This is a genomic window from Streptomyces aquilus (genome assembly GCF_003955715.1).
Lineage (GTDB): Bacteria > Actinomycetota > Actinomycetes > Streptomycetales > Streptomycetaceae > Streptomyces > Streptomyces aquilus.
The window spans coordinates 6,034,893-6,059,447 of the sequence record NZ_CP034463.1; the positions used below are offsets into that span (position 1 = coordinate 6,034,893).

27 protein-coding genes are annotated in these 24,555 nt (G+C 70.1%); 12 read left to right on the plus strand and 15 right to left on the minus strand.

Annotated elements, in window-relative coordinates; all coding sequences use genetic code 11:
• Positions 1-32: 32 nt before the first annotated feature.
• Positions 33-1,037 (plus strand): porphobilinogen synthase, encoded by a 1,005-nt coding sequence (hemB, locus tag EJC51_RS27780; RefSeq protein ID WP_126273579.1) that lies wholly within the window; start codon positions 33-35, stop codon positions 1,035-1,037.
• Here hemB and EJC51_RS27785 read toward each other — a convergent pair.
• Positions 1,031-1,738 carry a DUF4232 domain-containing protein gene (locus EJC51_RS27785; protein ID WP_126273580.1) on the minus strand — a complete coding sequence of 236 codons (708 nt, stop codon included), beginning with the start codon at positions 1,736-1,738 and terminating at the stop codon, positions 1,031-1,033. The genes hemB and EJC51_RS27785 overlap by 7 nt on opposite strands.
• A gap of 175 nt (positions 1,739-1,913) precedes the next feature.
• Between EJC51_RS27785 and EJC51_RS27790 the strand changes: the two genes are divergently transcribed.
• Complete coding sequence (locus EJC51_RS27790; RefSeq protein ID WP_126273581.1) at positions 1,914-3,206, plus strand: helix-turn-helix domain-containing protein; 1,293 nt, start codon at positions 1,914-1,916, stop codon at positions 3,204-3,206.
• On the opposite strand, the gene EJC51_RS27795 is transcribed toward EJC51_RS27790, so the two are convergent.
• Positions 3,152-3,397: a hypothetical protein gene (locus EJC51_RS27795; RefSeq protein ID WP_126273582.1), complete on the minus strand. Its 246-nt coding sequence runs from the start codon at positions 3,395-3,397 to the stop codon at positions 3,152-3,154. The genes EJC51_RS27790 and EJC51_RS27795 overlap by 55 nt on opposite strands.
• Before the next feature lie 214 nt (positions 3,398-3,611).
• Between EJC51_RS27795 and EJC51_RS27800 the strand changes: the two genes are divergently transcribed.
• On the plus strand, positions 3,612-4,823 hold the full coding sequence (locus EJC51_RS27800; protein WP_126273583.1) for an aminotransferase-like domain-containing protein: 1,212 nt from the start codon (positions 3,612-3,614) through the stop codon (positions 4,821-4,823).
• A gap of 10 nt (positions 4,824-4,833) precedes the next feature.
• On the opposite strand, the gene EJC51_RS27805 is transcribed toward EJC51_RS27800, so the two are convergent.
• The 3 genes from EJC51_RS27805 to EJC51_RS27815 are packed head-to-tail and all read right to left on the minus strand — an operon-like array spanning position 4,834 to position 6,589.
• Entirely contained in the window at positions 4,834-5,583 is a 750-nt protein-coding gene (locus EJC51_RS27805; RefSeq protein ID WP_126273584.1) for a DUF4253 domain-containing protein, read from the minus strand.
• Positions 5,583-5,765 carry a DUF397 domain-containing protein gene (locus EJC51_RS27810; protein WP_126273585.1) on the minus strand — a complete coding sequence of 61 codons (183 nt, stop codon included), beginning with the start codon at positions 5,763-5,765 and terminating at the stop codon, positions 5,583-5,585. Before EJC51_RS27810 ends, EJC51_RS27805 begins: the two co-directional genes overlap by 1 nt.
• Entirely contained in the window at positions 5,762-6,589 is an 828-nt protein-coding gene (locus EJC51_RS27815; protein WP_126273586.1) for a helix-turn-helix domain-containing protein, read from the minus strand. Before EJC51_RS27815 ends, EJC51_RS27810 begins: the two co-directional genes overlap by 4 nt.
• A gap of 113 nt (positions 6,590-6,702) precedes the next feature.
• On the opposite strand from EJC51_RS27815, the gene EJC51_RS27820 reads away from it, so the two are divergent.
• The 3 genes from EJC51_RS27820 to EJC51_RS27830 are packed head-to-tail and all read left to right on the plus strand — an operon-like array spanning position 6,703 to position 7,660.
• A complete protein-coding gene (locus EJC51_RS27820) occupies positions 6,703-7,119 on the plus strand; it encodes an ATP-binding protein (protein WP_126273587.1) in 417 nt (138 codons plus the stop codon).
• A 20-nt stretch (positions 7,120-7,139) separates the two neighbouring features.
• Positions 7,140-7,355 carry a hypothetical protein gene (locus EJC51_RS27825; protein ID WP_126273588.1) on the plus strand — a complete coding sequence of 72 codons (216 nt, stop codon included), beginning with the start codon at positions 7,140-7,142 and terminating at the stop codon, positions 7,353-7,355.
• On the plus strand, positions 7,343-7,660 hold the full coding sequence (locus EJC51_RS27830) for a type II toxin-antitoxin system PemK/MazF family toxin (protein WP_126273589.1): 318 nt from the start codon (positions 7,343-7,345) through the stop codon (positions 7,658-7,660). The genes EJC51_RS27825 and EJC51_RS27830 overlap by 13 nt, the downstream gene beginning before the upstream one ends.
• Positions 7,661-7,751: 91 nt before the next feature.
• On the opposite strand, the gene argS is transcribed toward EJC51_RS27830, so the two are convergent.
• Together argS and EJC51_RS27840 are read right to left on the minus strand one after the other, a co-directional pair.
• Entirely contained in the window at positions 7,752-9,509 is a 1,758-nt protein-coding gene (gene argS, locus EJC51_RS27835) for an arginine--tRNA ligase (RefSeq protein ID WP_126273590.1), read from the minus strand.
• Between the two features lie 116 nt (positions 9,510-9,625).
• Positions 9,626-11,959 carry a PA14 domain-containing protein gene (locus EJC51_RS27840; protein ID WP_126273591.1) on the minus strand — a complete coding sequence of 778 codons (2,334 nt, stop codon included), beginning with the start codon at positions 11,957-11,959 and terminating at the stop codon, positions 9,626-9,628.
• Between the two features lie 149 nt (positions 11,960-12,108).
• On the opposite strand from EJC51_RS27840, the gene lysS reads away from it, so the two are divergent.
• Complete coding sequence (lysS, locus tag EJC51_RS27845) at positions 12,109-13,842, plus strand: lysine--tRNA ligase (protein ID WP_126273592.1); 1,734 nt, start codon at positions 12,109-12,111, stop codon at positions 13,840-13,842.
• A 60-nt stretch (positions 13,843-13,902) separates the two neighbouring features.
• Here lysS and EJC51_RS27850 read toward each other — a convergent pair whose 3' ends face one another.
• The 3 genes from EJC51_RS27850 to EJC51_RS27860 form a co-directional block, all read right to left on the minus strand.
• Positions 13,903-15,243, minus strand: coding sequence for a DUF2637 domain-containing protein (locus EJC51_RS27850; protein ID WP_126273593.1), 1,341 nt, complete (start codon positions 15,241-15,243; stop codon positions 13,903-13,905).
• A 130-nt stretch (positions 15,244-15,373) separates the two neighbouring features.
• Positions 15,374-16,255, minus strand: coding sequence for a DUF3558 domain-containing protein (locus EJC51_RS27855; protein ID WP_166682910.1), 882 nt, complete (start codon positions 16,253-16,255; stop codon positions 15,374-15,376).
• A 124-nt stretch (positions 16,256-16,379) separates the two neighbouring features.
• On the minus strand, positions 16,380-17,213 hold the full coding sequence (locus EJC51_RS27860) for a DUF3558 domain-containing protein (protein WP_126273595.1): 834 nt from the start codon (positions 17,211-17,213) through the stop codon (positions 16,380-16,382).
• Positions 17,214-17,430: 217 nt separating this feature from the next.
• Here EJC51_RS27860 and EJC51_RS27865 point away from each other — a divergent pair, with 217 nt between their 5' ends.
• Positions 17,431-18,624, plus strand: a complete 1,194-nt coding sequence (locus tag EJC51_RS27865; RefSeq protein ID WP_126273596.1) for an RtcB family protein — start codon at positions 17,431-17,433, stop codon at positions 18,622-18,624.
• A 49-nt stretch (positions 18,625-18,673) separates the two neighbouring features.
• On the opposite strand, the gene EJC51_RS27870 is transcribed toward EJC51_RS27865, so the two are convergent.
• The 3 genes from EJC51_RS27870 to EJC51_RS27875 are packed head-to-tail and all read right to left on the minus strand — an operon-like array spanning position 18,674 to position 20,855.
• Complete coding sequence (locus EJC51_RS27870) at positions 18,674-19,930, minus strand: GNAT family N-acetyltransferase (RefSeq protein ID WP_126273597.1); 1,257 nt, start codon at positions 19,928-19,930, stop codon at positions 18,674-18,676.
• An 11-nt stretch (positions 19,931-19,941) separates the two neighbouring features.
• The gene (locus tag EJC51_RS47845) at positions 19,942-20,091 is read right to left on the minus strand and encodes a hypothetical protein (protein WP_166682911.1); all 150 of its coding nucleotides are present in this window, start codon (positions 20,089-20,091) and stop codon (positions 19,942-19,944) included.
• Positions 20,091-20,855 carry an SDR family NAD(P)-dependent oxidoreductase gene (locus tag EJC51_RS27875; RefSeq protein WP_126273598.1) on the minus strand — a complete coding sequence of 255 codons (765 nt, stop codon included), beginning with the start codon at positions 20,853-20,855 and terminating at the stop codon, positions 20,091-20,093. Before EJC51_RS27875 ends, EJC51_RS47845 begins: the two co-directional genes overlap by 1 nt.
• Before the next feature lie 231 nt (positions 20,856-21,086).
• On the opposite strand from EJC51_RS27875, the gene EJC51_RS27880 reads away from it, so the two are divergent.
• On the plus strand, positions 21,087-21,521 hold the full coding sequence (locus EJC51_RS27880) for an ester cyclase (RefSeq protein WP_126273599.1): 435 nt from the start codon (positions 21,087-21,089) through the stop codon (positions 21,519-21,521).
• Between the two features lie 13 nt (positions 21,522-21,534).
• On the opposite strand, the gene EJC51_RS27885 is transcribed toward EJC51_RS27880, so the two are convergent.
• The gene (locus EJC51_RS27885; protein ID WP_059193106.1) at positions 21,535-21,870 is read right to left on the minus strand and encodes a YnfA family protein; all 336 of its coding nucleotides are present in this window, start codon (positions 21,868-21,870) and stop codon (positions 21,535-21,537) included.
• Between the two features lie 109 nt (positions 21,871-21,979).
• On the opposite strand from EJC51_RS27885, the gene EJC51_RS27890 reads away from it, so the two are divergent.
• Together EJC51_RS27890 and EJC51_RS27895 are read left to right on the plus strand one after the other, a co-directional pair.
• A complete protein-coding gene (locus tag EJC51_RS27890) occupies positions 21,980-22,486 on the plus strand; it encodes a hypothetical protein (protein WP_126273600.1) in 507 nt (168 codons plus the stop codon).
• 103 nt (positions 22,487-22,589) lie between these two features.
• Positions 22,590-23,075, plus strand: coding sequence for a MarR family winged helix-turn-helix transcriptional regulator (locus EJC51_RS27895; RefSeq protein ID WP_126273601.1), 486 nt, complete (start codon positions 22,590-22,592; stop codon positions 23,073-23,075).
• Between the two features lie 7 nt (positions 23,076-23,082).
• Here the strand turns inward: EJC51_RS27895 and EJC51_RS27900 are convergent, their stop codons facing one another.
• On the minus strand, positions 23,083-23,493 hold the full coding sequence (locus tag EJC51_RS27900) for a winged helix-turn-helix transcriptional regulator (RefSeq protein ID WP_126273602.1): 411 nt from the start codon (positions 23,491-23,493) through the stop codon (positions 23,083-23,085).
• Positions 23,494-23,639: 146 nt separating this feature from the next.
• Here EJC51_RS27900 and EJC51_RS27905 point away from each other — a divergent pair, with 146 nt between their 5' ends.
• Positions 23,640-24,533, plus strand: coding sequence for an NADP-dependent oxidoreductase (locus EJC51_RS27905; protein ID WP_126273603.1), 894 nt, complete (start codon positions 23,640-23,642; stop codon positions 24,531-24,533).
• Positions 24,534-24,555 lie beyond the last annotated feature (22 nt).

Sequence of the window (24,555 nt, forward strand, 5' to 3'; positions counted from 1 at the left end):
AGGCAGGGTGCGGGCGGGCGTAGCTTAGGGGTATGTCGAAGTACGGATCGTTTCCTGGTAGTCGGCCGCGGCGGTTGCGGACCTCGCCTGTGATGCGGCGGATGGTTGCCGAGACCCGGTTGCACCCCGCCGACTTCATCCTTCCCGCGTTCGTGCGGGAGGGCGTGAGCGAGCCGGTGCCGATCGCTGCCATGCCGGGGGTGGTGCAGCACACGCGGGACAGTCTCAAGAAGGCCGCCGCCGAGGCCGTTGCCGCCGGGGTGTCCGGGATCATGCTGTTCGGGGTGCCCGAGGAGAGCAAGAAGGACGCCCTCGGGACGCCTGGGACCGATCCTGACGGGATCTTGCAGGTCGCCCTGCGCGATGTGCGGGCCGAGGTCGGTGACGACCTGCTGGTGATGTCCGACGTGTGTCTCGACGAGACCACTGATCACGGGCATTGCGGGGTGCTCGACAGCGAAGGGCGCGTCGACAACGACGCCACCCTGGAGCGCTACGCCGAGATGGCCCAGGTGCAGGCCGATGCGGGCGCCCATGTCGTCGGGCCCAGCGGGATGATGGACGGGCAGATCGGGGTCATCCGCGATGCCCTCGACCAGATCGGCCGCGAGGATGTCGCCATCCTCGCCTACACCGCCAAGTACGCGTCCGCCTTCTTCGGGCCGTTCCGGGAGGCCGTCAACTCCTCGCTCAAGGGCGATCGCAAGACCTACCAGCAGGACCCCGCCAACGCCCGGGAGGCGCTGCGGGAGCTGGCCCTCGACCTGGAGGAGGGGGCCGACATGGTGATGGTCAAGCCGGCCGGGCCCTACCTCGACATCCTGGCCCGGGTCGCCGACGCCGTCGACGTCCCCGTCGCCGCCTACCAGATCTCCGGCGAGTACTCGATGGTCGAGGCCGCGGCAGAGAAGGGGTGGATCGACCGGGAGCGGGCGATCCTGGAGACCCTGACCGGCATCAAGCGGGCCGGGGCCCAGAACATCCTCACCTACTGGGCCGTCGAGGCGGCCCAGCTGCTGAACGACGGCCGTCAGTAGGACAGGGCGTCGTCCGCCGTCGTCTGCCAGTACGTCGGCGCCAGGGTGCTGTCGTAGTACACGCCCTTCGCGGGGAGCGCCGGGATCGCCGACGCTCCCCCGTCGCTGTTCGGCGTGCCCGCCTGGAACATCACCGTCAGCTTCTTGCCCGTCGTACCGCCGTCGCCGCTGCCGTCGGCGGCCGACAGCAGCACGCCCGCGTAACCGGACTCGCCGGGGTTCAGCGTGACGACCGCCTGCGGGTGCGAGGCCTCGATCGGGCGCGGCGCCCACTGCATGCCGTCGAAGCGCAGCACCGGGTAGTAGGTGAGGTTGCAGGGCTTCGAGCCGGTGTTCTTCACCGTCAGGAGCATGTGGTTCAGGGGGCGGGAGACCGGTTGGGCGGTGGTCGTGGTGTTGGAGCCGTTGCAGAAGGCGTAGGCGGCGGGGTTGTCCTCCTTCGCGGAGTCCTTCGCGGAGTCCTTCGCGGAGGGGGCGGCCGTCGAGGGCTTCGTGGTGTTGTTGCTCGCGGGGGTGGCGGCCGGCTTCTCGGTCGTCGGCTTCTCGGCCGCCGGCTTGTCCGTGGTCGATGCCGTCGCGGAGGCGGTCGGCTTCGCCGCTCCCTCGTCCGTCGTGCCCGTTCCGTCATTGCAGGCGGTCAGTGCGAGGGTGGCGAGCGTGAGGCCGGCGGCGGCGAGCAGGTGGTGGCGAACGGTACGCATGGCAAGTTCCCTTTCGGAAGCGCTGGTTGGGATGATCAGAGCTTGTGGGGCGCCTCGTCCCGGCCGCCAGCGCTGCCGGACCATACGGGACGCTGGAACGCCCAAAGGGGCTTTGACCTGCTAGAACAGTCCGTTCCTGGAACGCCGGAACGGGACGACATGGGGGTGGAGAACGGTGACCGACGGCTCCGGCGCGGATGCGTTCGCCGAGTTTCTGCGGGAGTTGAAGGACCGCTCCGGGCTCAGCTACGGGGTGCTCGCCAAGCGGCTTCACATGAGTACGTCGACGCTGCACCGCTACTGCAACGGCGATGCCGTACCGGCGGACTACGCGCCCGCCGAGCGGCTCGCGCGGCTGTGCAAGGCCACGCCGGAGGAGCTCGTCGAGCTGCATCGGCGGTGGGTGCTGGCGGATGCGGGGCGGGGGAAGAAGGGGGCGGCTTCGCCATCTACGGCGCCTGTGGAGCCCGCGGCGCCTGTGGAGGCTGCGGCACCTGTGGAGCCTGCTGAGTCCGCGGCTCCTGTGGAGGCTGACGAGGTCACGGATGTCGCCGCCGTCGCGACGCCCCGGCGTCGTCGTACCGCCCTCGTCGCCGCCATCGCCGTGGCCGGTGTCCTCGGTGCCGTCGGGCTTGCCCTGGGGCTGCCCTCGGGCGGGGACGGCGACCGCAGTGAGCGTCCCGGGGGGTCCGTGTCCGTCGCCGGTGACGACAGGGCGGGGGAGGAGAGCACGGCAGCGTCACCCTCGCCTTCGAAGAGCTCGCCGTCCGCCTCGCCCACGGCCACCGCGAAGGACAAGGCTCGGGAAAAGGGCACCGGCGGGAAGGCGACCTCCACTCCGTCGGCCTCCGCCCCCGCCGTTCCGCTGACCGTCTCTGTCGCCCCGTACTCCTGGGAGAGTCCTTGCGCCCAGCGGTATCTCGTCGACAAGCCGCCCGGCGAGGTGCCTCCGCCGCCGATCGAGCAGCGTGCGGCGGCGTGGGTGGCCGCCACGGGGGCGGTGTCGTCGGGGGAGCAGTATGTGACGCTCACCGTGCAGGGCACGGGTGAGGAGACGGTGGTCGTCAAGGACCTGACCGTGCAGATGGTCGGAAAGCGGTCGCCGCTCGCCTGGAACGACTACGCCATGGCGTTTCCGGGCGTGGGCTGCGGCGGCAATGTGCCGACCCGGTCCTTCACCGTCGCCCTCGACGCGACGCGGCCCGCAGTAGTGCCCGAGGCCGGGCACCGGGACTTCCCGTTCAAGGTGAGCGAGTCGGACCCCGAGGTCTACTACATCCGGGCCGACGCCTCCGCCTACGACGTGAGCTGGTTTCTGGAGCTGAACTGGTCGAGCGGGTCGCGCAGCGGCACGCTGCGGATCGACAACAAGGGGAAGCCCTTCCGCACCAGTGGCAACAACGGGCGACCGGCTTACGAGTTCCCGCTCGGCGGAGAGGCCTGGGAGCCGGCCGGCGGGTCGTCGTAGAGCGAGGTCGAGGTCGAGGTCGAAGTCGAGGTCGAAGTCGAGGTCGAAGTCGAGGTCGAGGTCGAGGACGACGGGCCCTCGTCGCGCAGGCCCTCGCCGTCCTCGCACGCCGTGAGCGTGAACACGGCGACTACGACCGTCAGCGCGGCGAACAGCCGGGCGGGGCGGGCGGTGGGTGCGGACCTGGGCATGGCACGGGCCTCTCAGGTGGGGGAGTTCGGCGGGTCCAGCCTGCGCGGTGGTGATCGGCGGACGCCAGGGCCGGCCTGGGGATTCGGGACGCGAGCACGGCGGGACGGCTGCTGACCTGCGCGTTCGGGGCGTCCCAGACGGGCGTTCCGGGACGCGGGACCGGATCGTGGAAAGCTACTTGTAGAGGGCAGGTAATTGTCTAGGGTGCTCCGCATGACCCTTACGAGCGCGCCCGCAGACGTCTTCGCCCCCGTGCCCCCGCTCGCCGCGCGGGCCCGGTCGATCGGTGGTTCTCCGGTACGGGACATCCTCGCCGTCACCGCGCGGCCCGAGGTCATCAACTTCGCGGGCGGGCTCCCGGCGCCCGAACTCTTCGACGCGGAAGGCGTCGCGGCGGCCTTCCGGGCCGTACTGGAAGAGGCGCCCGCGCAAGCGCTCCAGTACTCCACCACCGAGGGCGAGCCGACGCTACGGGCCGCGCTCGCCGCGCGGATGTCCGTGCGCGGGTTGCCCACGACCGCCGACGACGTCCTGATCACCACCGGCTCCCAGCAGGCCCTGTCCCTGCTCGCGACCGCACTCGTCGAACCCGGTGACACGGTCCTGGTCGAAGAGCCCTGCTATCTGGCGGCACTTCAGGTGTTCGGCTTCGCCGGGGCGCGGGTCCTCGGCGTGCCCGGGGACGCCGACGGCCCGGACCCGGAGGCGCTCGCCGAACTCGTCGTACGGGAACGGCCCAAGCTGCTCTACACCGTGCCCACCTTCCAGAACCCCACCGGCCGTACCGTCTCCGCGGAGCGGCGGGCCGAGGTCGCGTCCGTGGCCGCGCGGCACGGGCTGTGGATCGTCGAGGACGACCCGTACGGCGAGCTGCGGTTCGAGGGGGAGCGGGTGCCGTGGATCGCCGCGCGCGAGGAGGCCGCCGACCGGACCGTGCTCCTCGGCTCCTTCTCCAAGGTCATGGCCCCGGGGCTGCGGCTCGGCTGGCTGCGTGCGCCCGCGGCGGTGCGGCGCGCTTGTGTGGTCGCCAAGCAGGCCGCCGACCTGCACACCCCGACCGTCAACCAGCTCGCCGCCGCACGGTACTTGGCGGACCGGGACCTCGACGCCCACGTGGCGCGGGTCGCGGCCGTCTACGGCGAGCGGCGGGACGCGATGCTCGCGGGGCTCTCCGAGGTGCTGCCGGAGGGGGCGAGCTGGCAACGGCCGGAGGGCGGGATGTTCCTGTGGGTGCGGTTGCCTTCGGCGTACGACACGACGGCGCTGTTGCCCGAGGTCGTGCGCCATGACGTCGCCTATGTGCCGGGTACGCCCTTCTACGCCGGCACCCCCGACCGGGCCACCCTGCGGCTGTGCTTCGTCACCGAGACGCCGGAGCGGATCGCGGAGGGGCTGCGGCGGTTGGGGGAGGGGCTGAAGGGCTGAGGCTCTGAGGTCAGTCCCACCAGAAGTGCCATGCGGGCCGGTTGAGCAACTGGCGTTCCGCGTAGGTCTGGAGGGTGGTGCCGGTGGGGCCCTGCCAGATGTTGTCCGGGCAGAAGGCGAAGTGCTCGGCGGCCACGGCCAGGGCTTCGTCGAGGGTCGTGGGCGGGGCGGCGACGGACACGATGAGTTGGTCGAAGCCGAGCGCCACGACGCGTGCGCCGAAGCGGTCCTCCCAGGAGCGGAGCACCGCACTGAGCAAGGCGGTGTCGTCGGCGTAGTTCGTCGGGCCCGTCCAGCCGATCGCGGTCGGGATGTCCGCGCTGCGACGGGTGGGGACCAGGGCGAGGCAGGGGTCCTTGAGGGGGCCTCCGCCGCGCAGGAGGGAGTCGACGACATCGGCGGCCACGGCGTCGGCGTCAGCCTGCGCGGCGGTCGGCGCCGCGAGGCCCGGCCAGTCGCCTGCCTCGCCCGCGCAGCACTCCTCCCAGAAGTCCGACAGGATCTCCTCGGCGTCGTGATCCCCGGGATACGACATCTCCCCGGGCGCCAACTCCCATTCCCCCGGCCCGCCGTGACCCGCGCCCACGTCGATGAGGACGGGGAGGAGGCCGACGGTACGCGGCGCTTGCTGGTACGTCGTCCAGTCACCGGGGTGCGCGGGGGCGTCCGCGAGCCACAGCGTGGTGCCGAGCAACGTGCCTGAGGGCAGCCCGAGTTCGAGGCCGGCCAGGGCGGGGAGCGGGTTGGGGAGGCTTGCCATCAGGCGGTTGCGAGGAAGGCCGCCCAGGCGGAGGGGGTCACCTGGAGGGTGGGGCCCGTTTCTGCCGGGTTCTTGGAGTCGCGGATGTGGATGGTGTGGGGGGTGGTGGCGACTTCGAGGCATTCGCCGCCCTCGTCGCTGCTGTAGGTCGACTTGAACCACTGAAGTGCCTCGGTGCTCATTGCTCTCCTAGCAGACGGTCCAGCAGGCCCCTCGACTCCAAGGGGGACAGGGCCTGTGCTCGCAGCATCGCATACTTGCGCGCGAGCCTGGACACCTCATCTGCGTCGGAGACCCACTGGCTGCCACGTTGGCCTTCGATATAAGCCAGGTGCTGGTGGTCCGAGGTCTCCAGGAGGATGAAGGGGCCGGCCAGTCCGGCGTGAGAAGGGCTGGCCGTCGGGAGGAACTGGAGTGACACGCATGGGAGTTCAGCGCACTCCCGTAGATGGCGGAGTTGCTCGGCTCGGACTTTAGGTCCGCCGATCGCCAGGTGCAGCACCGGTTCCCAGATGACGAAGCTGAGGGTCGGGGGATTCTTGCGGTGCAGGATCTCCTGCCGTTCCATACGGGCCGCCGCCCTCGGCTCGATCTCCTCCTCGGCGTACGCCGGAACACGCTCCCGCAGGACTGTCTCCGCGTACGCCCGGGTCTGAAGCAGGCCGGGCAACACCTGGTTGGCATAGAGGGACAGCGCGATCGCCTCCCGCTCATGCTCCATATACAGCTCCGCCCACATCGGGAACTGGTCGATCTCCGGCAGGTTCGCCACCCCGGCCGACAGCATCCCCTTCGTCTGGAGGACCTCGTCCAACAGCGCCGCCAGGTCCGGTTTCAGCGCCCTTCTGCCCTGTTCGATCGACGCGACCGTCTCCTCGTCGACCTGCGCCAGCTGGGCCAGGGCGACCTGGGTGTGGCCCATTGCCCGGCGCGCCGCGCCGAGTTGTTTGCCCAGCATCTTCATCGAGGTCAGATTCTTCGGCCGCGGCGGCTTCTTCGCGCTCATGCTGGTCTCCATCCCCCAGGGCACACGTACGTCACCGGGTAGGAGCCCGTACAAAAAATCTGTACGGGTTCACTCGGTGATCCACCGTAGTGACTCTGCGCGACATTCGTCCCGTGAACGAGGAAAGCCAACTCCCCTATCAGCGCGATCAGTTCTACGCCCGGGACCGCCGATCCGTGCCCGCTGCCAGGAGGTTGGTCCAGTGGGCACTGTTCTACTGGGGGCTCGGCGGCTGGGAGCGGGGCGAGGACGTGTCGCTGTGCGTGAGCGAGCTCGCGACCAACGCCCTGCTGCACGGGGCGCCGCCGGGGCGGGGGTTCCTGCTGCGGGTGCGGTACGACGGAGACGTGCTGCGGGTCGAGGTGCACGACAGCGGGGGCGGGGAGCCGTGTGTGCGGGACTGTGCTGTCGACGAGGGCGGGCGGGGGTTGTTTCTTGTCGCCGCGCTCGCCGACAAGTGGGGGGTGGGACAGCGGGACCCCGGCAAGGTGGTGTGGTGCGAGTTCGTCGGCCCTGCCGGGGGTGCCTGATGCCTGGTATAACCAATGGTATGGCGACCAGTAAGCTCACGGTGACTGTGCCGGACGAACTCCTCGAAGCCGCGCGTGAGGCTGCGGACGGCAATCTGTCCGCCTTCGTGGCCCGAGCCATAAGGGATCAGCTGATCCGTGACGCGATGACGATGTACGCCGAGGACAGCGCTCGTCTCGGCGACGATCTGGATGACCTCTACAGCGCCGCGGAGGACGACCTGTGCGACAACTGAAACGTGGCCAGGTGTGGACCGTCCCCACGGTGGGGCGGGATCGTACGGTCGTCATCGTCCAGAACGATCACGTCGCCGAGCTCCATCCCGGCGCGGTGCTGTGCGCGCTGCTCGACCTGTCCGGGGAGCGGCGGGAGTCGCTGGTCACCGTCCGTGTCACGGTGCCGATTCGCGGTGTGGTGCTGGTCCCCGACCTGTACAACTTCCGGCTGGCCCGCTTCGAGCAGGGCAAGTATCACGGTGATGTCCCCGCCGAGCAGATGGAGCGTGTCGACATCGCGTTGAGGGCGGTGCTCAGCCTCTGATCTGCGCGCAAGCCAGATCTGACCACCACCACGACAAAGGCCCGTCCTCTCCACGTGGGAGAGGGCGGGCCTGCTGTTCGTCGGCTTGCCGCTAGAGGCGCTCGGGGGTGCGGATGCCCAGGAGGGCCATGCCCTGGTGGAGGGTGCGGGCGGTCAAGTCGCAGAGGAAGAGGCGGTTCTCCTTCTGCTCCTCCGTGTCCGCCTTCAGCACCGGGCACTTGTCGTAGAACGACGTGTACAGCGACGCCAGCTGGTACAGGTACGCCGCCAGCTTGTGCGGGGCGTACTCCGCCGCTGCCTCGAAGACCGTGTCGCCGAACGCGTCCAGGTGCAGGCCCAACGCCCGCTCCGCCGCGTGCAGTTCCAGCTTCGGGTGGGCGGCCGGTTCGGCGCCCTCCGCCTTGCGCAGGATCGACTTGATACGGGCGTACGCGTATTGCAAGTACACGCTGGTGTCGCCGTTCAGCGACACCATCTGGTCCAGGTCGAACTTGTAGTCACGGTTCGCCGACGTCGACAGGTCCGCGTACTTCACGGCACCGATGCCGACCTGGGCGGCCCGCTCCTGGATCTCGTCCTCCGTGAGATCCTGCGCCTTCTCCCGGACGACCTCGGCGGCCCGCTGCACCGCCTCGTCCAGCAGGTCCTCCAGCCGTACCGTCTCGCCCTCACGCGTCTTGAACGGCTTGCCGTCCGCGCCCAGCACCGTGCCGTAGCCCATGTTGTGCGCGGTGACCTCGTCGGTCAGCCAGCCTGCCCGGCGGGCCGCCTCGAAGACCATCTTGAAGTGGAGGGACTGACGTACGTCCACGACGTAGATCAGGGACGTGGCGTGCAGGTCCTGGACGCGGTTGCGGATCGCGGTCAGGTCGGAGGCCGCGTAGCCGAAGCCGCCGTCCGCCTTCTGCACGATCAGCGGGACCGGCTTGTCGTCCTTGCCGCGGATCTCGTCGAAGAACACGACGAGCGCGCCCTCGGAGCGGACGGCCACGCCCATCTCCTCCAGGAGGCGGGCGGTCTCCGGCATGCCGTCGTTGTACGCCGACTCGCCGACGATCTCGTCGTCCCGGATCTCCATGTCGAGCTTCTCGAAGACGGAGTAGAAGTAGACCTTCGACTCGTCCACGAACCGCTGCCACAGGTCGAGCGTCTCCTTGTCGCCGGACTGGAGGGCGACGACCCGCTTCCTGGCCCGCTCCTTGAAGGCCTCGTCCGCGTCGAAGACCGCGCGGGACGCCTTGTAGACCCGGTTCAGGTTCGACATGGCCTGCTCGCCGTCCGTGTCGGTCTCCGCGGACAGTTCGTCCGGGTTCTCGATCAAGTACTGGATGAGCATGCCGAACTGGGTGCCCCAGTCGCCGATGTGGTGCCGGCCGATCGTCCGCTCGCCGGTGAAGTCGAGCATGCCGCGCAGGGCGTCGCCGATCACGGCCGACCGCAGGTGGCCGACGTGCATCTCCTTCGCCACGTTCGGCTGGGCGTAGTCGATGACCGAGATGCCGGGCTGGTCCTTGAGGGGGACGCCGAGACGGTCGCCGTCGGCGGCGCGAGCGGCCAGGGTGTCGATGATCGCCTTGTCGGTGACCGTGATGTTCAGGAAGCCGGGGCCGGAGACCTCGACGTCCTTGAACAGGCCGGGGGCGGTGATCTTCTCGACCACCTGCGTCGCCAGCTCCCGGGGGTTGGCCTTGGCCTTCTTGGCGAGCGCCAGGATGCCGTTGGCCTGGTAGTCGGCCCGGTCGCTACGTCGCAGCAGCGGGTCCGCGTCGGTCGCCTCCGGCAGGGTGGCCGAGAGGGCGGACGCGAGGTGTGCGTTGACGTTGGCGGTGAGGGACGTGACCGAGGCCATGGGTGTGGGTGCCGTTCCACTCGTAGGGGTGCAGAAAACGACACCAGTCTCCCACGGGGGCGGGCGGGCGGTCGCACGGATTCCCGCCCGCCCCTCAAGGCCGGCACGTCGGTACGTCAGCCCGTGGGCGCCAGGGCCACGGCCGCGAGCGCTGGAGCGGACTCGGTGCCGTCCGCGTACACGGCCGTCACGCGGTAGTAGGCGGCGGTGCCCGCCGGGGCGTCCTCGTCGCGGTAATGACGGTAGGAGTCCGTGTACGGGTTCTCCAGCGCTCCCTCCGCGATCCGCTCGTACGAGCCCGTGGAGCGGTCCCAGCGGTAGACGCGGTAGCCGGTCGCGCCGTCGAGCGTGTCCCAGTTCAGCACGGCGGCACCGGCGTTCTCCGCGGCGTCCAGGCCGGTCACCGGGGAGCCCGGCGCGGTCGCCTCGGACGGCCGGGTGTCCTGCTCGGTCGTGTAGACGGTGACGCCGTCGGTGTAGTTGTTCGCGCCGTCCACCGTCCGCAGCTCGAAGCAGCGCTCCTCGCCGTCCGGCAGGCCCTCGGTGTCCTGGAAGGACGTGGCGCCCGCCGCCAGCGTGTGCGAGGTGCCGGACGCGCAGGTGCGCACCCCGTCGACCGTCTTCGGGGTGCCCACGCGCAGCCAGTGGGCCCGCACGTCGGCGGCGGTGGAGGTGTCCCACCGCAGGGCCGTGCCCCACGGCTCGGAGGTGGCGGCGAACCCGGTCGGCAGCGGCGGCGCGACGGTGTCCTCGTAGAGCATGGCCTTGTAGGTGCTGGAGGTCACGCCGTTCGCGGCCACCGCGAGCGCGGTGACATAGCGGTCCGACGAGCTGCCGAAGTCGGTGAGCAGACAGCGGTACTCGACCCACGCGGCATCGCGGTAGACCTCCTCGGGCGCGCAGGCGCGCAAGGTCGTACGGACCGTGGCGGCACTGCTGCCGGAGTAGACCCGGAAGCCCCCGCTGTGGTCGTTGTCGGCGGCGACCCGGATCCGCAGCTCGGGCCGGCCGTTCGCGTCCGGACGCAGATATACGGGCAGGGCGGGCGCCACCTGCCGCCGGGAAGTGATCTTCACGGCGCCGGAGCGGTTGCCGGCCGCGTCGACCGCGTACACCGTGTAGGTGCGGGTGACGCCCGGCTTCGCCGTCATGTCGTCGTACGAGGCGCTCGTGGCGGTGCCGAGGAGAACCGGCTGCGCGCTGCCGTCCGCGCCGTAGACCTGCCAGCGCACGGCGTCGTCCGTCGGCGCGGTCCAGTTCAACGCCACCTTCTGGGTGTCCGCCACGGCCGCGAGGCCGGTCACCGCGCCCGGCGCCGCCACATCCGGCATGGTCACCGCGACCGGAGCGGTGCGTGCCGAGGTGTTGCCGGCGGTGTCGGTGGCCGACGCCGCGTAGTAGTACGTCTGCTTCTCGGCGGCCGTCTCGTCGTACAGGTACTGCTCACCCGGCGTCTGTCGCAGGTCCATGACGGCGACCTTGGTGAACGGGCCCGCCGCGGCTGTGGCGCGCCACAGGGTGAACAGAGGGCCGTCGGCCGGGCGCACCTGGCCCAGCCAGACGTTGACGCGAGGCCTCGGGCCGTCGGAGGCCTCGCCGCCGTCGGACACCGACACCGAGATGTCGGAGGCGCGCACGTCCGGGACCGGCGGTGCCGTCTTGTCCGGAGTGGTGACGTAGGGGCCGCAGGCGGTGGCGCCGTAGTTCGTCCACTTGTCGACGGCCTGGATACAGAATCGGTACTTCTGGCCGTCCTTCGCGGGCGTGTAGGAGGCGGTGGTGCCGGTCGTCGTCCATTGGGAGACTCCGCCCGCCGGGGTCTTCACCAGGACCTCGTAGCGGGCGATGTCCAGTTCCCGGTTCTTCCGCCAGCCGGCCTTCGCCTTGCCGGTCGCCGCGTCGTAGGTGGTGGTGATGCCGGTCGGGGCCAGCGGCGGCTTGCTGTCGGACGAGGCGGGCCAGGTGAACTTCACCCGGGACAGACCCGTCCAGTTCGCATGGTCGACGCGCACGGTGTGCTTGCCCGAGCCGATGCAGAACGTGCCCGGGACACTGTTGCCGGAGCTGTCACCGGTGTTCTTCCACTTGTTCACCTTCCGCACGCCGTCCACGTACAGCCGCAGGCCGTCCGTGCCGGACAGGCGGTACTCGAAACAGCCGCCCGAACCGAAGTCACGGGTGAGCGACCAGCGCACCCCGAAGTTGTTCGTGGCCATCCCGGAGAGCGGAGCGCCTGTCCAGGACTGGTCGATCGTGGTGTCGCAGTCCGTCTTCTTCGGCGTGCCGGAGAACGAGGTGTTCGTGTAGAACGTCCGCTTGAATGTGGTGTCGCCGCAGGTCACGGCAGCCTCGGCGGCGGGCGCCACGAGGAGGACGCAGGTCGACGCCAGCGTCACCGCGAGTCCGGCCGCCCCCACGCGCAGCCCGGCCCGGATTCTTTCTGTGATCACGACAAGAGGACCGCCGCCGGGCCCTCGGGGTTGTACGGCGGACCTAAACGTTTTCCGACTGGGACCGACACGGGTGACAATGGCTCCGACGTATCCCCACGGCGTCCACAGCGGCGTACGAGAACAAACTGGAAAGAAGGACGTGCCCCGTGGCTCAGAGCACCGAGACCACCGACTGGGTCTCCCGTTTCGCGGATGAGGTCATCGAGGAGTCGGAGCGTCGGGCCCCGGGCAAACCGGTCGTCGTCGCGTCCGGGCTCTCCCCGTCCGGGCCCATCCACCTCGGCAACCTGCGCGAGGTCATGACCCCGCACCTCGTCGCCGACGAGATCCGCCGCCGCGGGTACCAGGTGCGGCACCTGATCTCCTGGGACGACTACGACCGGTACCGCAAGGTGCCGGCCGGTATCGCCGGGGTCGACGAGTCCTGGGCCGAGCACATCGGCAAGCCGCTGACCTCGGTCCCGGCGCCCGCCGGTTCGTCGTACCCGAACTGGGCCGAGCACTTCAAGGCCGCCATGGTCGCCGCGCTCGCCGAGCTGGGTGTGGAGTTCGACGGCATCAGCCAGACCGCGCAGTACACCGCGGGCACCTACCGCGAGCAGATCCTGCACGCCATGAAGCACCGCGCCGACATCGACGCCATCCTCGCCCAGTACCGGACGAAGAAGGCCCCGGCCAAGAAGCAGCAGCAGAAGCCGCTCGACGAGGCCGAGCTGGAGGCCGCCGAGGGGTCCGGCGCGGCCGGTGAGGACGACGGGTCCGCCGGGTCGGCCGGCTACTTCCCGTACAAGCCGTTCTGCGGCAACTGCGAGAAGGACCTGACGACGGTCACCTCGTACGACGACGACACCACCGAACTGTCGTACACCTGCAACGAGTGCGGCTTCGCCGAGACCGTGCGGCTCAACGAGTTCAACCGCGGCAAGCTGGTCTGGAAGGTCGACTGGCCGATGCGGTGGGCGTACGAGGGGGTCGTCTTCGAGCCGAGCGGCGTCGACCACTCGTCTCCGGGGTCGAGCTTCCAGGTCGGTGGGCAGATCGTCGGGATCTTCGGGGGCAAGCAGCCCATCGGGCCGATGTACGCGTTCGTGGGGATCTCCGGGATGGCGAAGATGTCGTCGTCGCGGGGCGGGGTCCCGACCCCCGGTGACGCGCTCCAGATCATGGAGCCGCAGATCCTGCGCTGGCTGTATGCCCGCCGTCGTCCCAACCAGTCCTTCAAGATCGCCTTCGACCAGGAGATCCAGCGGCTCTACGACGAGTGGGACAAGCTGGACGCCAAGGTCGCGGACGGGTCCGCGCTTCCGGCCGACGTCGCCGCGCACTCGCGTGCGGTGCGCACGGCGGGCGGCGAGCTGCCGCGGACCGCGCGTCCGCTGCCGTACCGGACCCTCGCCTCCGTCGCCGACATCACCGCCGGGCACGAGGACCAGGCGCTGCGGATCCTGAGCGAGCTGGACCCGACGGACCCGCTGACGTCCCTGGACGAGGCCCGTCCCCGGTACGACAAGGCCGAGGCCTGGATCAACACGCACGTCCCCGCCGACCAGCGGACCATCGTGCGCGAGGAGCCGGACGCCGAGCTGCTGAAGTCCCTCGACGAGGCGTCCCGGGAGTCCCTGCGGCTGCTGCTGGACGGGCTTGAGGCGAACTGGTCGCTGGACGGGCTGACGCACCTTGTGTACGGGGTGCCGAAGGTGCAGGCCGGCTTCTCCGCCGACGCCACGCCCAAGGAGCTGCCGCCGGAGATCAAGACGGCCCAGCGGACGTTCTTCGCGCTGCTGTACCAGCTGCTGGTCGGGCGCGACACCGGCCCGCGGCTGCCCACGCTGCTGCTGGCGGTCGGCCAGGAGCGGGTGCGGAGCCTGCTCGGCGAGTAGGCGGTGACGAGAAGGGGCCCTCTGGTGAGGGCCCCTTCTTCGTTGTTCCTTCGTTGTTCGCTACGCGATGTGGTCTTCCTGGAGCTCCGCCGTGTGGCGGTTGGTGAAGCGGTTGACCATCCGCTCCGCCTCACGCTGCGGGAGCGTGGTGCCGTACGTGGCCTCCACGTCGCCCCTGAACTGGCCAGAGGTCGGATAGCTGCCGTCTATGGCCTTCTTGAAGACCATGTAGTAGTCGTCCTCGGTCAGCTCCGTGCCACCGCCCGCGCCCATCTCCCGGGTACGGCCCGGACCGGACGGGATGGGGAAGCTGCCCGTGTCCTCCATGGACGGCTCCTGGACGGGCGCCTGCTGCTCCTCGAACAGCTGCTGCTGCTCGTCGAACTGCTGCTGACCCTCGAATCCCTGCTGGCCCTCGAACCGCTGCCGGTCCTCGAACTGCTGCTGGTCCTCGAACTGCTGCTGTTCCTCCGCGTACTGCTGCCAGTACGCCGCGTCCGGGTCGTACGTCGGGTCGTAGCCGCCCTGGTACGTGACGGTGTGCGGGTCCCTCGCCTGGAGCCACGGGCTCTGCTGCTCGGCCACGGTGGGGTCGACCGGCTCGGCCGGGTGCTCCTGCGCCTCGGGGGCGGGAAGCTGCTCCCGCACGGGCGCCGCCGCACCCGCCACCGCGGGCATCGCCGGCGGCGCCGGGGCGCGCTCCATCTCCACCTGCGGGGCCGGAGGCAGCAGCACCGGCTCGATGCCCGCCGCCGCCAGGCCCGCCGGGGCCGTCTCCGCCAGGGGGACGCCGTAACGGGCCAGGCGCAGCGGCATCAGGGACTCCACCGGGGCCTTGCGGCGCCAGGCGCGGCCGAAGCGGGAGTGGAGCCGGGCCTGGTAGACCAGGCGGTCCTGTTCGAGCTTGATGACCTGTTCGTAGGAGCGCAGCTCCCACAGCTTCATCCGGCGCCACAGCAGGAACGTGGGGATCGGGGAGAGCAGCCAGCGCGTCAGGCGGACGCCCTCCATGTGCTTGTCCGCCGTGATGTCCGCGATCCGGCCGATCGCGTGGCGGGCCGCCTCGACCGCGACCACGAACAGGACCGGGATCACCGCGTGCATGCCCACACCCAGCGGGTCCGGCCAGGCCGCGGCGCCGTTGAAGGCGATCGTGGCCGCCGTCAGCAGCCACGCCGTCTGGCGCAGCAGCGGGAAGGGAATGCGGATCCAGGTCAGGAGCAGATCCAGGGCCAGCAGGACACAGATGCCCGCGTCGATGCCGATCGGGAAGACGTAACTGAAGTTCCCGAAGCCCTTTTTGATGGCGAGTTCGCGGACTGCGGCGTACGAACCCGCGAAGCCGATGCCGGCGATGATCACTGCGCCGAACACGACCACGCCGATGAGAACGCGGTGCATCCGAGTCAGCTGCATAGGCGCGGCCACCCGTACTCCCCTCCCCTTGCGTGTTGTTGCGCGCAACAGAGTGGCACATGTGTGCGGCGCACGGGTGGCCGGTAGGGCTCGTCAGCCCCGTATCAGGGCTTTGTCAGCTCTTCTTCGCGGTCGACTTGGACGGAGACGCGGAGGGAGAGGCCGGCTTCGACGCCGACTTCGACGCCGATTTCGACGCGGACGGGGAGGGGCTGGTCTCACCGGTGCTGCCGCTGCCGCCGCCGCCCGTGTTCGCCTTCGTCACCGACGCCACCGCCTCCTTCGCCGCCGACTTCACCAGCTTCGCGAGGGTGTCGGCGCTCGGCGTCTTCTCGCCGGCCAGGCCCGCGCCGTTGTAGTCGAGGGTGACGACGACGTTCTCGACGCGGGTGACCAGCGTCTGCTGCTTGAAGGAGCCTTCCTTCTTCTTCAGGTCGTAACGGACCAGCGTCGCCTGGTCGCCCGTACCCGTCACCGGCTCCGTCTTCGCGTTCTTCGCGCCCTCCACCGACTGCGCGTCCTGGACCTGCTTGGCGTAGTACTCCTGCGCCAGCTTGTCGCCCTCGCCGCGCGTGACGTCGGAGTCGAAGCGGAGCAGGGAGACGTTCAGCCAGCGGAACTGGGAGCCCTTGACGCCGTTGTTGTCCAGGCTCGACCACGAGCAACTGCCGCGCGTCGCCACGTCGTCCGACTTGCCCTGCTTGCCGGACTTCGACGCCTTCGGGACCAGATCGCCGAGCGTGCCCTTCGACAGGGTGTCGCACGCATCCGGAAGCGACTTGTACGCCGCCGCCTGCACGGTCGGCGACGGGCTGACCGACGCGGAGCTCTCGGTGCTCTGGCCGGCGCCGGCGGCGTTGTCGTCCGAGGACGAGCCGGAGTCCGAGGAACAGGCTGTGGCCACCAGCATCAGGGGGACGGCGGCTGCGCCGAGAAGCACCCGGTGGGCGCGCTTCGTTCGCGGGTCACGCTGGTCGCTCTGTGCTGCTCGCTGCATGGTTCCTTCACTCATGACGCTGCTCGTGCTCCTGCGGTCGGATCGGGTCCGAGGGGCCACGGTACGCGGTGGGACAGCTGTGCGGTTCTGCTTCACGGGCATTGCGGAACGTCACCGACGGGCATCAGCCCGCCAGCGCCTCCGCCAGCTCGGCGGCCAGATTCCTTGCCCTGTCCTGCATTTCCTTGCTGTCCGGGGTGGTGCCGATGGTCGTCGGCTGCTCCTCGTACTCGACCGTCACGATCACGTTGGACGTGCGGAACGCCACAGTCACCGTGCGCTGCCGGGCCGTCGAACCCGAACTGCTCACCACGTCGTTCAGGAACGCCTCTTCGCCCAGATCGTCGAGAACGCGGGGCTGGAGATCGGCGGGCGTGGACCCGTCGGAGGGCGAGGCGGAGGAGGAAGAGGAGGAGGAAGGGGAAGAGGAGGCGGTGGCCGAGGCCGACGCGGCGTCGCCCGGGGTCGGCGAGGAACTCACGTCCGACGTCGCCGACTCGGACGGCTCCGGGAGATGCGCGGCCGTCTGCGCCTGGGCGAACAGCGCCTGCGCCTGGTTGTCGTCGCTGACGGAGTTGTCGTAGGACACGACCCGCTCCAGGTCGACGAGGAGGTGGTCGGTGGCATCGGCCGACTCCACCTTCCACTGGCAGCCGACCTTGCGGTCGATGTCGAAGGTGGTCGTCGGGGTGCCCTCGTACGCCTTCTCCCGCTGGTCCTCGTCCGTGAGCTGCTGGATGCCGGGCAGGAGCGTGTCGAGGGTGTCCTGGCTGACCGCCCCGCAGGGTTCGGGGAGCGTGCGGTAGCGGCCGGGCTCGGCGACGGGGGAGGCGGTGCCGGCGTCGCCCGGGTTGGAGTTGTCCTCGGTGCCGCCCGTGTCCGAGCCGCTGGTGCAGCCGGCGGCGAGCAGCGCCACGAGGAGGGCCGCGACGCCGGGTACGTACGCCTTCCGCTGCACGGTCGGCTCCTCTCGATGGTGCTGATCGCTACTGATCGCTGCTGATCGTTACGGCTGATCGCCGCTGGTTATTCGCTTGCCGGGCGGGGGTGCCCCCTGCGCACCATGTGTATCGCACGCACAGCCGTGGACGCCGGTCCGTTGTCCCTTTCGTTGACCCTGGCGCAGGTTTTGCGATTTAAGCCTTTGTTTGTGATTCCGGGGGAATGAGGACGATATGTCGTACGTGGAAATGCGGGGCGCGAAGGTTCCCATCCGTATGTGGACCGACCCCGCCTCGGTGGAGGAGGGCGCGCTCCAGCAGCTGCGCAACGTCGCCACCCTGCCCTGGATCAAGGGCCTGGCGGTCATGCCCGACGTCCACTACGGGAAGGGCGCGACGGTCGGGTCGGTCATCGCGATGCGGGGAGCGGTGTGCCCGGCCGCGGTCGGTGTCGACATCGGCTGCGGGATGTCGGCGGTGAAGACGTCGCTGACCGCGAATGACCTGCCGGGGGATCTGTCGCGGCTGCGGTCGAAGATCGAGCAGGCTATTCCGGTGGGGCGGGGGATGCATGACGATCCCGTCGATCCGGGGCGGTTCCATGCGCTGCCCACCGCGGGGTGGGACGACTTCTGGGGGCGGTTCGACGGGGTTGCGGAGGCGGTGAAGTTCCGGGAGGAGCGGGCCGGGAAGCAGATGGGAACGCTTGGATCCGGGAACCACTTTGTCGAGGTCTGCACGGATACGACCGGTTCTGTCTGGCTGATGCTCCACTCCGGTTCCCGGAACATCGGCAAGGAACTGGCCGAGCACCACATCGGCATCGCCCAGAAGCTCCCGCACAACCAGGGCCTGATCGACCGCGACCTCGCCGTCTTCGTGGCGGACACCCCGCAGATGGCGGCGTACCGCAACGACCTGTTCTGGGCGCAGGAGTACGCCAAGTACAACCGCACGATCATGATGGCACTCCTCAAGGACGTGATCCGCAAGGAGTTCAAGAAGGCGAAGCCGACCTTCGAGCCGGAGATCAGCGCGCACCACAACTACGTGGCCGAGGAGCGCTACGACGGGATGGACCTGCTCGTGACCCGCAAGGGCGCGATCCGGGCCGGTTCCGGCGAGTTCGGGATCATCCCGGGGTCGATGGGCACGGGTTCGTACATCGTGAAGGGCCTCGGAAACCCGCTGTCCTTCAACTCGGCGTCCCACGGCGCCGGTCGGCGCATGAGCCGCAACGCGGCCAAGCGGCGCTTCTCGACCAAGGACCTGGAGGAGCAGACACGGGGCGTGGAGTGCCGTAAGGACTCCGGTGTCGTGGACGAGATCCCGGGCGCCTACAAGCCGATCGAGCAGGTCATCGACCAGCAGCGGGACCTTGTCGAGGTCGTGGCGAAGCTGAAGCAGGTCGTCTGCGTGAAGGGCTGACGCGGGAAGGCCCCGGCTCCGGCCGGGGCCTTCCTCGTGCGCTCCCCGTTCACGGCAGGCGCTTCTCCAGCAGGGTCACCGCGTACGGGCTGCCCGAGCCGTCCTTCTTCGCGGGCTGTTCGCCTGCGACCGTGTAGCCCGCCTTCTCGTAGTACGTGCGCAGGCGGGGGTTGGTGGACAGGCAGTCCAGGCGGGCGTAGGGGAGGGCGGCCGCTGTGATGCGGGACTCCGCGTGGGTCAGGAGGGCTCGGCCCGTGCCGGGTGGGGACAGGTGGGGGACGGTCATCAGGCGGTGGACGTAGCCGGCGTCGGCCGGGCGGGGGCCCCAGGCCGCCTCGTCGGCCCACCAGAGTTCGTAGGCGCCGGTCAGGTGGCCGCCGGTGTACGCCAGCCATACCTCGCCCTCCGCCATGCGGTGGATGAAGTGCGCCTCGTCCTTTTCCGACGGCTTCCACTGGTCGATTCCGCGGGCCAGCATCCACAGGGCCACCGAGTCGCGGAGACGGACCAGGGACTGGGCGTCCGCCGGGGTTGCCTTGCGGTACGTCAGGGGCCGCGAGGTGGTGGGCGGCGGCTCCAGGAGGTTCGCGCGGAGTCTCGCCGACAGGGCGTCCGCGTCCATGCCGAGGGTCTGGGTGACGTAGCCCTCTACCGAGCCGTAGCGGGACTTGAGGGACTTCAGGAACAGGCGCATCACCGACTCCGGGGCCCTGCCGAAACCCAGCCAGGTGGGGGACTGGCCGTTGTTGCGGGCCTTCCAGTCGGCCAGGAGGGCCGGGGCCGCCAGTTCCGTGAGGCTGTAGTCCTCGATGATCGTGGGCTCGTCCACGCCGAGGAGGGCGAGGACCAGGGCCGCGATCTCGCCGGTGCGGTCCTTGCCCGAGGCGCAGTGGAAGGCCACCGGGGCGTCCGCTTCCGCGATCAGTTCCAGGGCCCTGCGGATCTCCTTCGCGCCGTCCTCCGCCACCTCCATGTAGCGCTCGGCGAGATAGGGGCCGGGGTCGACCTCGGGGCCCAACGACGGCTGGTCGTACGGACGGTGCTCGATGCTGAGGTTGATCCAGTCGAAGGACGGATCGGCCGGGACGCGGCCCCTTGTCTCGATCTCCCAGTCATGACGCAGGTCGATCACCGTTCCGATGCCGAGGGACAGGAAGTGGTCCCAGTCGGTGGTGCCGGTCGTCAACTTGCCCAGGGAGTCCGCGCGGTAGAGGCGGCCCGGGCGGACGCGGTGGCCGTCGGCCGTCGTATAGCCGCCCAGGTCACGGAAGTTGTGCAGGCCGTCGAATGAGATGTGTCTGTCCACGGCCCGGAACCCTACTTCGCGTGCATGACCGCGTAGATCATCACGAACGCGACGATGTGGATGCCGAAGAGGAAGTAGCCGAGGTAGTACCAGACGATGCGTTCGCGCTTCTTCTCCAGTGCCAGCCGGCGCTGCTCCGCGTCGTCGTCGGCCTCGGCCATCACAGCTCCCTGTGCACCTTCGTGTTCGACGCCTGGGCGCGCGGGCGCAGGACCAGGAGGTCGACGTTGACGTGGGCGGGGCGGGTGACCGCCCAGGTGATCGTGTCCGCCACGTCGTCGGCCGTCAGGGGCTCGGCGACGCCCTGGTAGACCTTGGCGGCCTTCTCCTCGTCGCCGCCGAAGCGGGTGAGCGCGAACTCGTCCGTCTTCACCATGCCGGGCGCGATCTCGATCACCCGGACCGGCTGGCCGACGATCTCCAGGCGGAGGGTCTCGGCGAGGACGTGGGCGCCGTGCTTGGCGGCCACGTAACCACCGCCGCCCTCGTACGTCCCGTGGCCCGCGGTGGAGGAGACGACGACCACCGTGCCGTCGCCGCTCGCGACCAGCTTGGGGAGCAGGGCCTGGGTGAGGTTGAGGGTGCCGATGACGTTCGTCTCGTACATCGTGCGCCAGTCGGCCGGGTCGCCGGTCGCGACCGGGTCGGCGCCGAGCGCGCCGCCCGCGTTGTTGACCAGGACGCCGATCGTCTTGAAGGCGGTGGCGAACTCGTCGACCGCGGCCCGGTCGGTGACGTCCAGCTGGTACGCCGTGGCCTGGTGGCCCGCCGCGTTGATCTCCTCCGCGAGCGCCTCGATACGGTCCTTGCGGCGGGCGGTGAGGACGACGCGGTAGCCGGCGGCGGCCAGCCCGCGGGCCGTGGCGGCGCCGATTCCGCTGCTCGCACCGGTGACGACGGCGATGCGGGACGCTGCGCTGGGCATGGGCGGGAGCTCCTCGGGTCGGCGATCAAGGGACGATCAGGGGGCCTTCGGGGGCTTTGGGATGGCCCGCGGCGGCTTTCGGTGGTCTTCGGTGGTCTTCGGTGGTCTTCCTGTGGTCTTCCTCAGGATAGGCGGGGGCCCGCGATCTCCTCCGGGCGGTCCGTATCGCGGGCCTGGTGAGACGATGAGGGGGGTGATCCCCTGGAGTCCGCTGGAAGACGGAGGTGGATCATGGGAGAAGCGCGTGAGGTCATGGACCGGTTCACCGACGCGGTGACCACGCACCCGGACCTGAAGGTCCTCGCCGAGCTGTATGCGGAGGACGCCGTCGCCTACACCCCCGACGAGGGGGAGATCCACGGGCGCGACAACATCGTGGAGTACTGGCGGCAGATGACGGAGTCGGTCCCCGACGGCAGGTTCGAGACGCTGCATTCCTACGAGATCGGCGACACCGCCATCGACGAGGGCGTCTACCGCGGGCACAACACCGGCCCGCTGCATCTGCCGGACGGCGGCACCCTGCCCGCCACGGGCAAGGAGGTCGGCATCCGCGGGGTGGACCTCGCCACCGTGAAGGACGGCCGGATCACGGAGTACCGGCTCTACTTCGACGAGATGGAGTTCCTGGGACAGCTGGGGCTGCTGCCCGACGACACGCCCTGACGACCGGGAAGGCTCACTGCCCTCGGGGCGCGTACATGATGACCGCCATGCCCGCGAGGCAGATCAGCGCGCCCGTGACGTCCCAGCGGTCGGGACGGTAGCCGTCCGCGGCCATGCCCCACAGGATCGAACCGGCGACGAAGACACCGCCGTACGCGGCGAGGATCCGGCCGAAGTGGGCGTCCGGCTGGAGCGTGGCGACGAAGCCGTAGGCGCCGAGGGCGAGGACGCCGCCGCCGATCCAGAGCCAGCCGCGGTGCTCGCGCACGCCCTGCCACACCAGCCAGGCGCCGCCGATCTCGAACAGGGCGGCGACGACGAAGAGGACGGCGGAGCGCAGGACGTGCATGCCGGAAGGGTGGCACACCGGCTTCACCTGATGGACGGCGCCTGTCCGCCGCTCCGCGTGGGATACATCCGTACGACCACGGTGGAGTCTCCTCTGAGGAGTGGGCGGTATGCGGGTTCGGGTGCTGGGTGCGTGCGTGGCGGTCGGGGCGGCGGCGGTCTGCGGGGTGGCTCCGGTCGCGGAGGCCGCGGAGCCCGCGGACGGGCCTTACGGCAGGTGGGGCGTTCACGCCCCCGAGGCCGATCTCGCCTATCACGGGGCCGCGAGCATGGCGGCCGGCTGGGTCGACGTACGGTTCACACCGCGCAACCACGGGCCCTCGGCGGTCCCGGACGCGACGGTACGGCTGCGCTGGTCGGAGCCGCTCGTCAACCGGCAGGCGCTGCCGGACGGGTGTGCGCGGTCGGGCGCGCGGGTGGTGCTGTGCCGGGTGGGGGCGCTGGACGCGGACGGGCTGGGGGAGCAGGTCGACCTGCGGGTGCGGTTGCGGGGGGAGCCGTCGGAGGTGCTGCTGGAGATGGACACGGTGTGGAGCGGCGGGGTGGTGGACCGGAACCGGGCGAACGACCGGCAGCGGGTGCTGGTGCTGGACACCGGCGACTCGTACTACTTCTGACACCGGGCGCCCGGCGACGGCCGCCCCGCGCGCGGGACGCCGGGCGCCGGTTCTGTGCGTCGTACGATTGCTGCACGGCGCAGATGATGGAGGTGCGGGCGGTATGGGCGAAGCGGCTCGGGAGCCGGAGCGGGAGCGGGTGCTCGACGAGTTGTCGGCCGTCTCCCGTCGGTACATGGCCTCGTACGCCCTCTTCAACCAGGCCGTCGCCGACCATCTCGGCCTGCACCCCACCGACTTGCAGTGTCTGAACCTGCTCACCCTGGAGGGCGGTCCGGTGACGACGGGACGGATCGCCGAGCTGACGGGGCTGACCACCGGGTCCGCGACGCGGCTCGTGGACCGGCTGGAGCGGGCCGGGTACGTGGTGCGGGAGCGGGACGTGGTCGACCGGCGGCGGGTGCTGGTGACCACCGTGCCGGAGAAGATCGTCGAGTTCGGGCGGGTGTGGGACCGGCTGGGGGGCGGTTGGGTCGCGCTCTTCGACGACCTCGATGCCGGGGAACTCGCGCTGATCGTCGACCACATGAAGCGGACGACGGAGTTCAGTGCGGCGCAGGTCGCCCGGCTTCGGGCCGGGGACTTCTAGGCCGGTCCTAGGCGACCTGCTCGTCCTGGGTGTCGTAGCGCTCGCGGGCCTCGTGGACCTCGTCGATGTGGGTCTCCGCCCAGTCCTTCACGGCCGTCAGGAGCAGGGCCAGGCTGTGGCCGAGCGGGGTGAGTTCGTAGTCGACGCGGACCGGGACGGACGGGGTGACCGTGCGGGCCAGGATGCCGTCGCGTTCCAGTGAACGCAGGGTCTGCGTGAGCATCTTGGGGCTCACTCCGGCGAGCTTGCGGCCGAGGTCGCTGTAGCGCATGGTGCCGCCGGCGAGGGCGGAGACGACCAGGCTGACCCACTTGTCGCTGAGGCGGTCCAGGAGCTGGTTGGTGGGGCAGCCCTTGATGAACGCGTCGTACTCGATGCGGGCCTGCTCGCGTCGCTGGGCCGCCGTCATGGTCGCCATGGCTCACCTCTGGGGGACATACGCACTCTCAGGTAACTACTTACCAGGAGATAGTAGCTCTTCCTAGGGTTGCCGGTAGCGGGAACGCGGTCGCCGAGGTCTTCGGGGGCCGTCAACAGCCGGTTTACTCAAGGGAGTTGGCAGTCATGCGTGCTGCGGTCGTGAACACTTTCGGTGGGCCCGAGGTCGTCGAGGTCGTGGAGGCGGAGGTGCCCGAGCCGGGCGCCCGCGAGGTGCGGATCAAGGTGGCGGCGGCCACGGTGAACCCCGTCGACGCCGGCGTACGGCAGGGCGTCTTCGGGGGTGCGGGGAAGCGGATCGGGCTGGGCTGGGATGTCGCCGGGACCGTGGACGCGGTGGGGGTGGCCAGTGCCTGGAGTGTGGGGGACGAGGTGGTCGCCCTCGACTACGGGATGGTGAAGCCGCTCGGGACCCATGCGGAGTACGTCGTCGTGCCCACGGACGCGGTGGCGCTCGCGCCTCGGACGGTGGACGTGGTGGAGGCGGCGACCTTGCCGTTGAACGGGCTGACGGCCGCGCAGGCGCTGGATCTGCTGGCGCTCTCGGAGGGGTCTTCGTTGCTGGTGACCGGCGCTGCGGGGGCGGTTGGGGGGTTCGCCGTGCAGCTCGCTGCTCAGCGGGGGGTTGTGGTGACCGGGCTGGCCCGGGCCGGGGACGAGGAGCTGGTGCGGTCGCTGGGGGCGGCCGAATTTGTGGTGGAGGGGCGGGCGGGGGCGTTTGATGCGGTGCTGGATGCGGCCGTTCTCGGGGCGCCGGCGCTTGAGTGGGTGCGGGATGGTGGGGCGTATGTGGGGGTGATTCCGCAGGCCGCTCCTGAGGGGGTTCGGGGGGTTCGGGCTACGGCTGTCGAGGTTCAGGCCGATGGAGGGCGGCTTGCGGAACTGGCCGGGCTGGTGGATTCCGGGGTGCTGAGCCTGCGGGTTGCCGAGACCTTCTCGCTGGAGGACGCGCCGAAGGGGCATGCGGTGCTGGCGAGGGGTGGGGTTCGGGGGCGGGTCGTGCTGGTGCCGGGTGCCTAGGAGCTCGGGGTGGTTGGTTGTG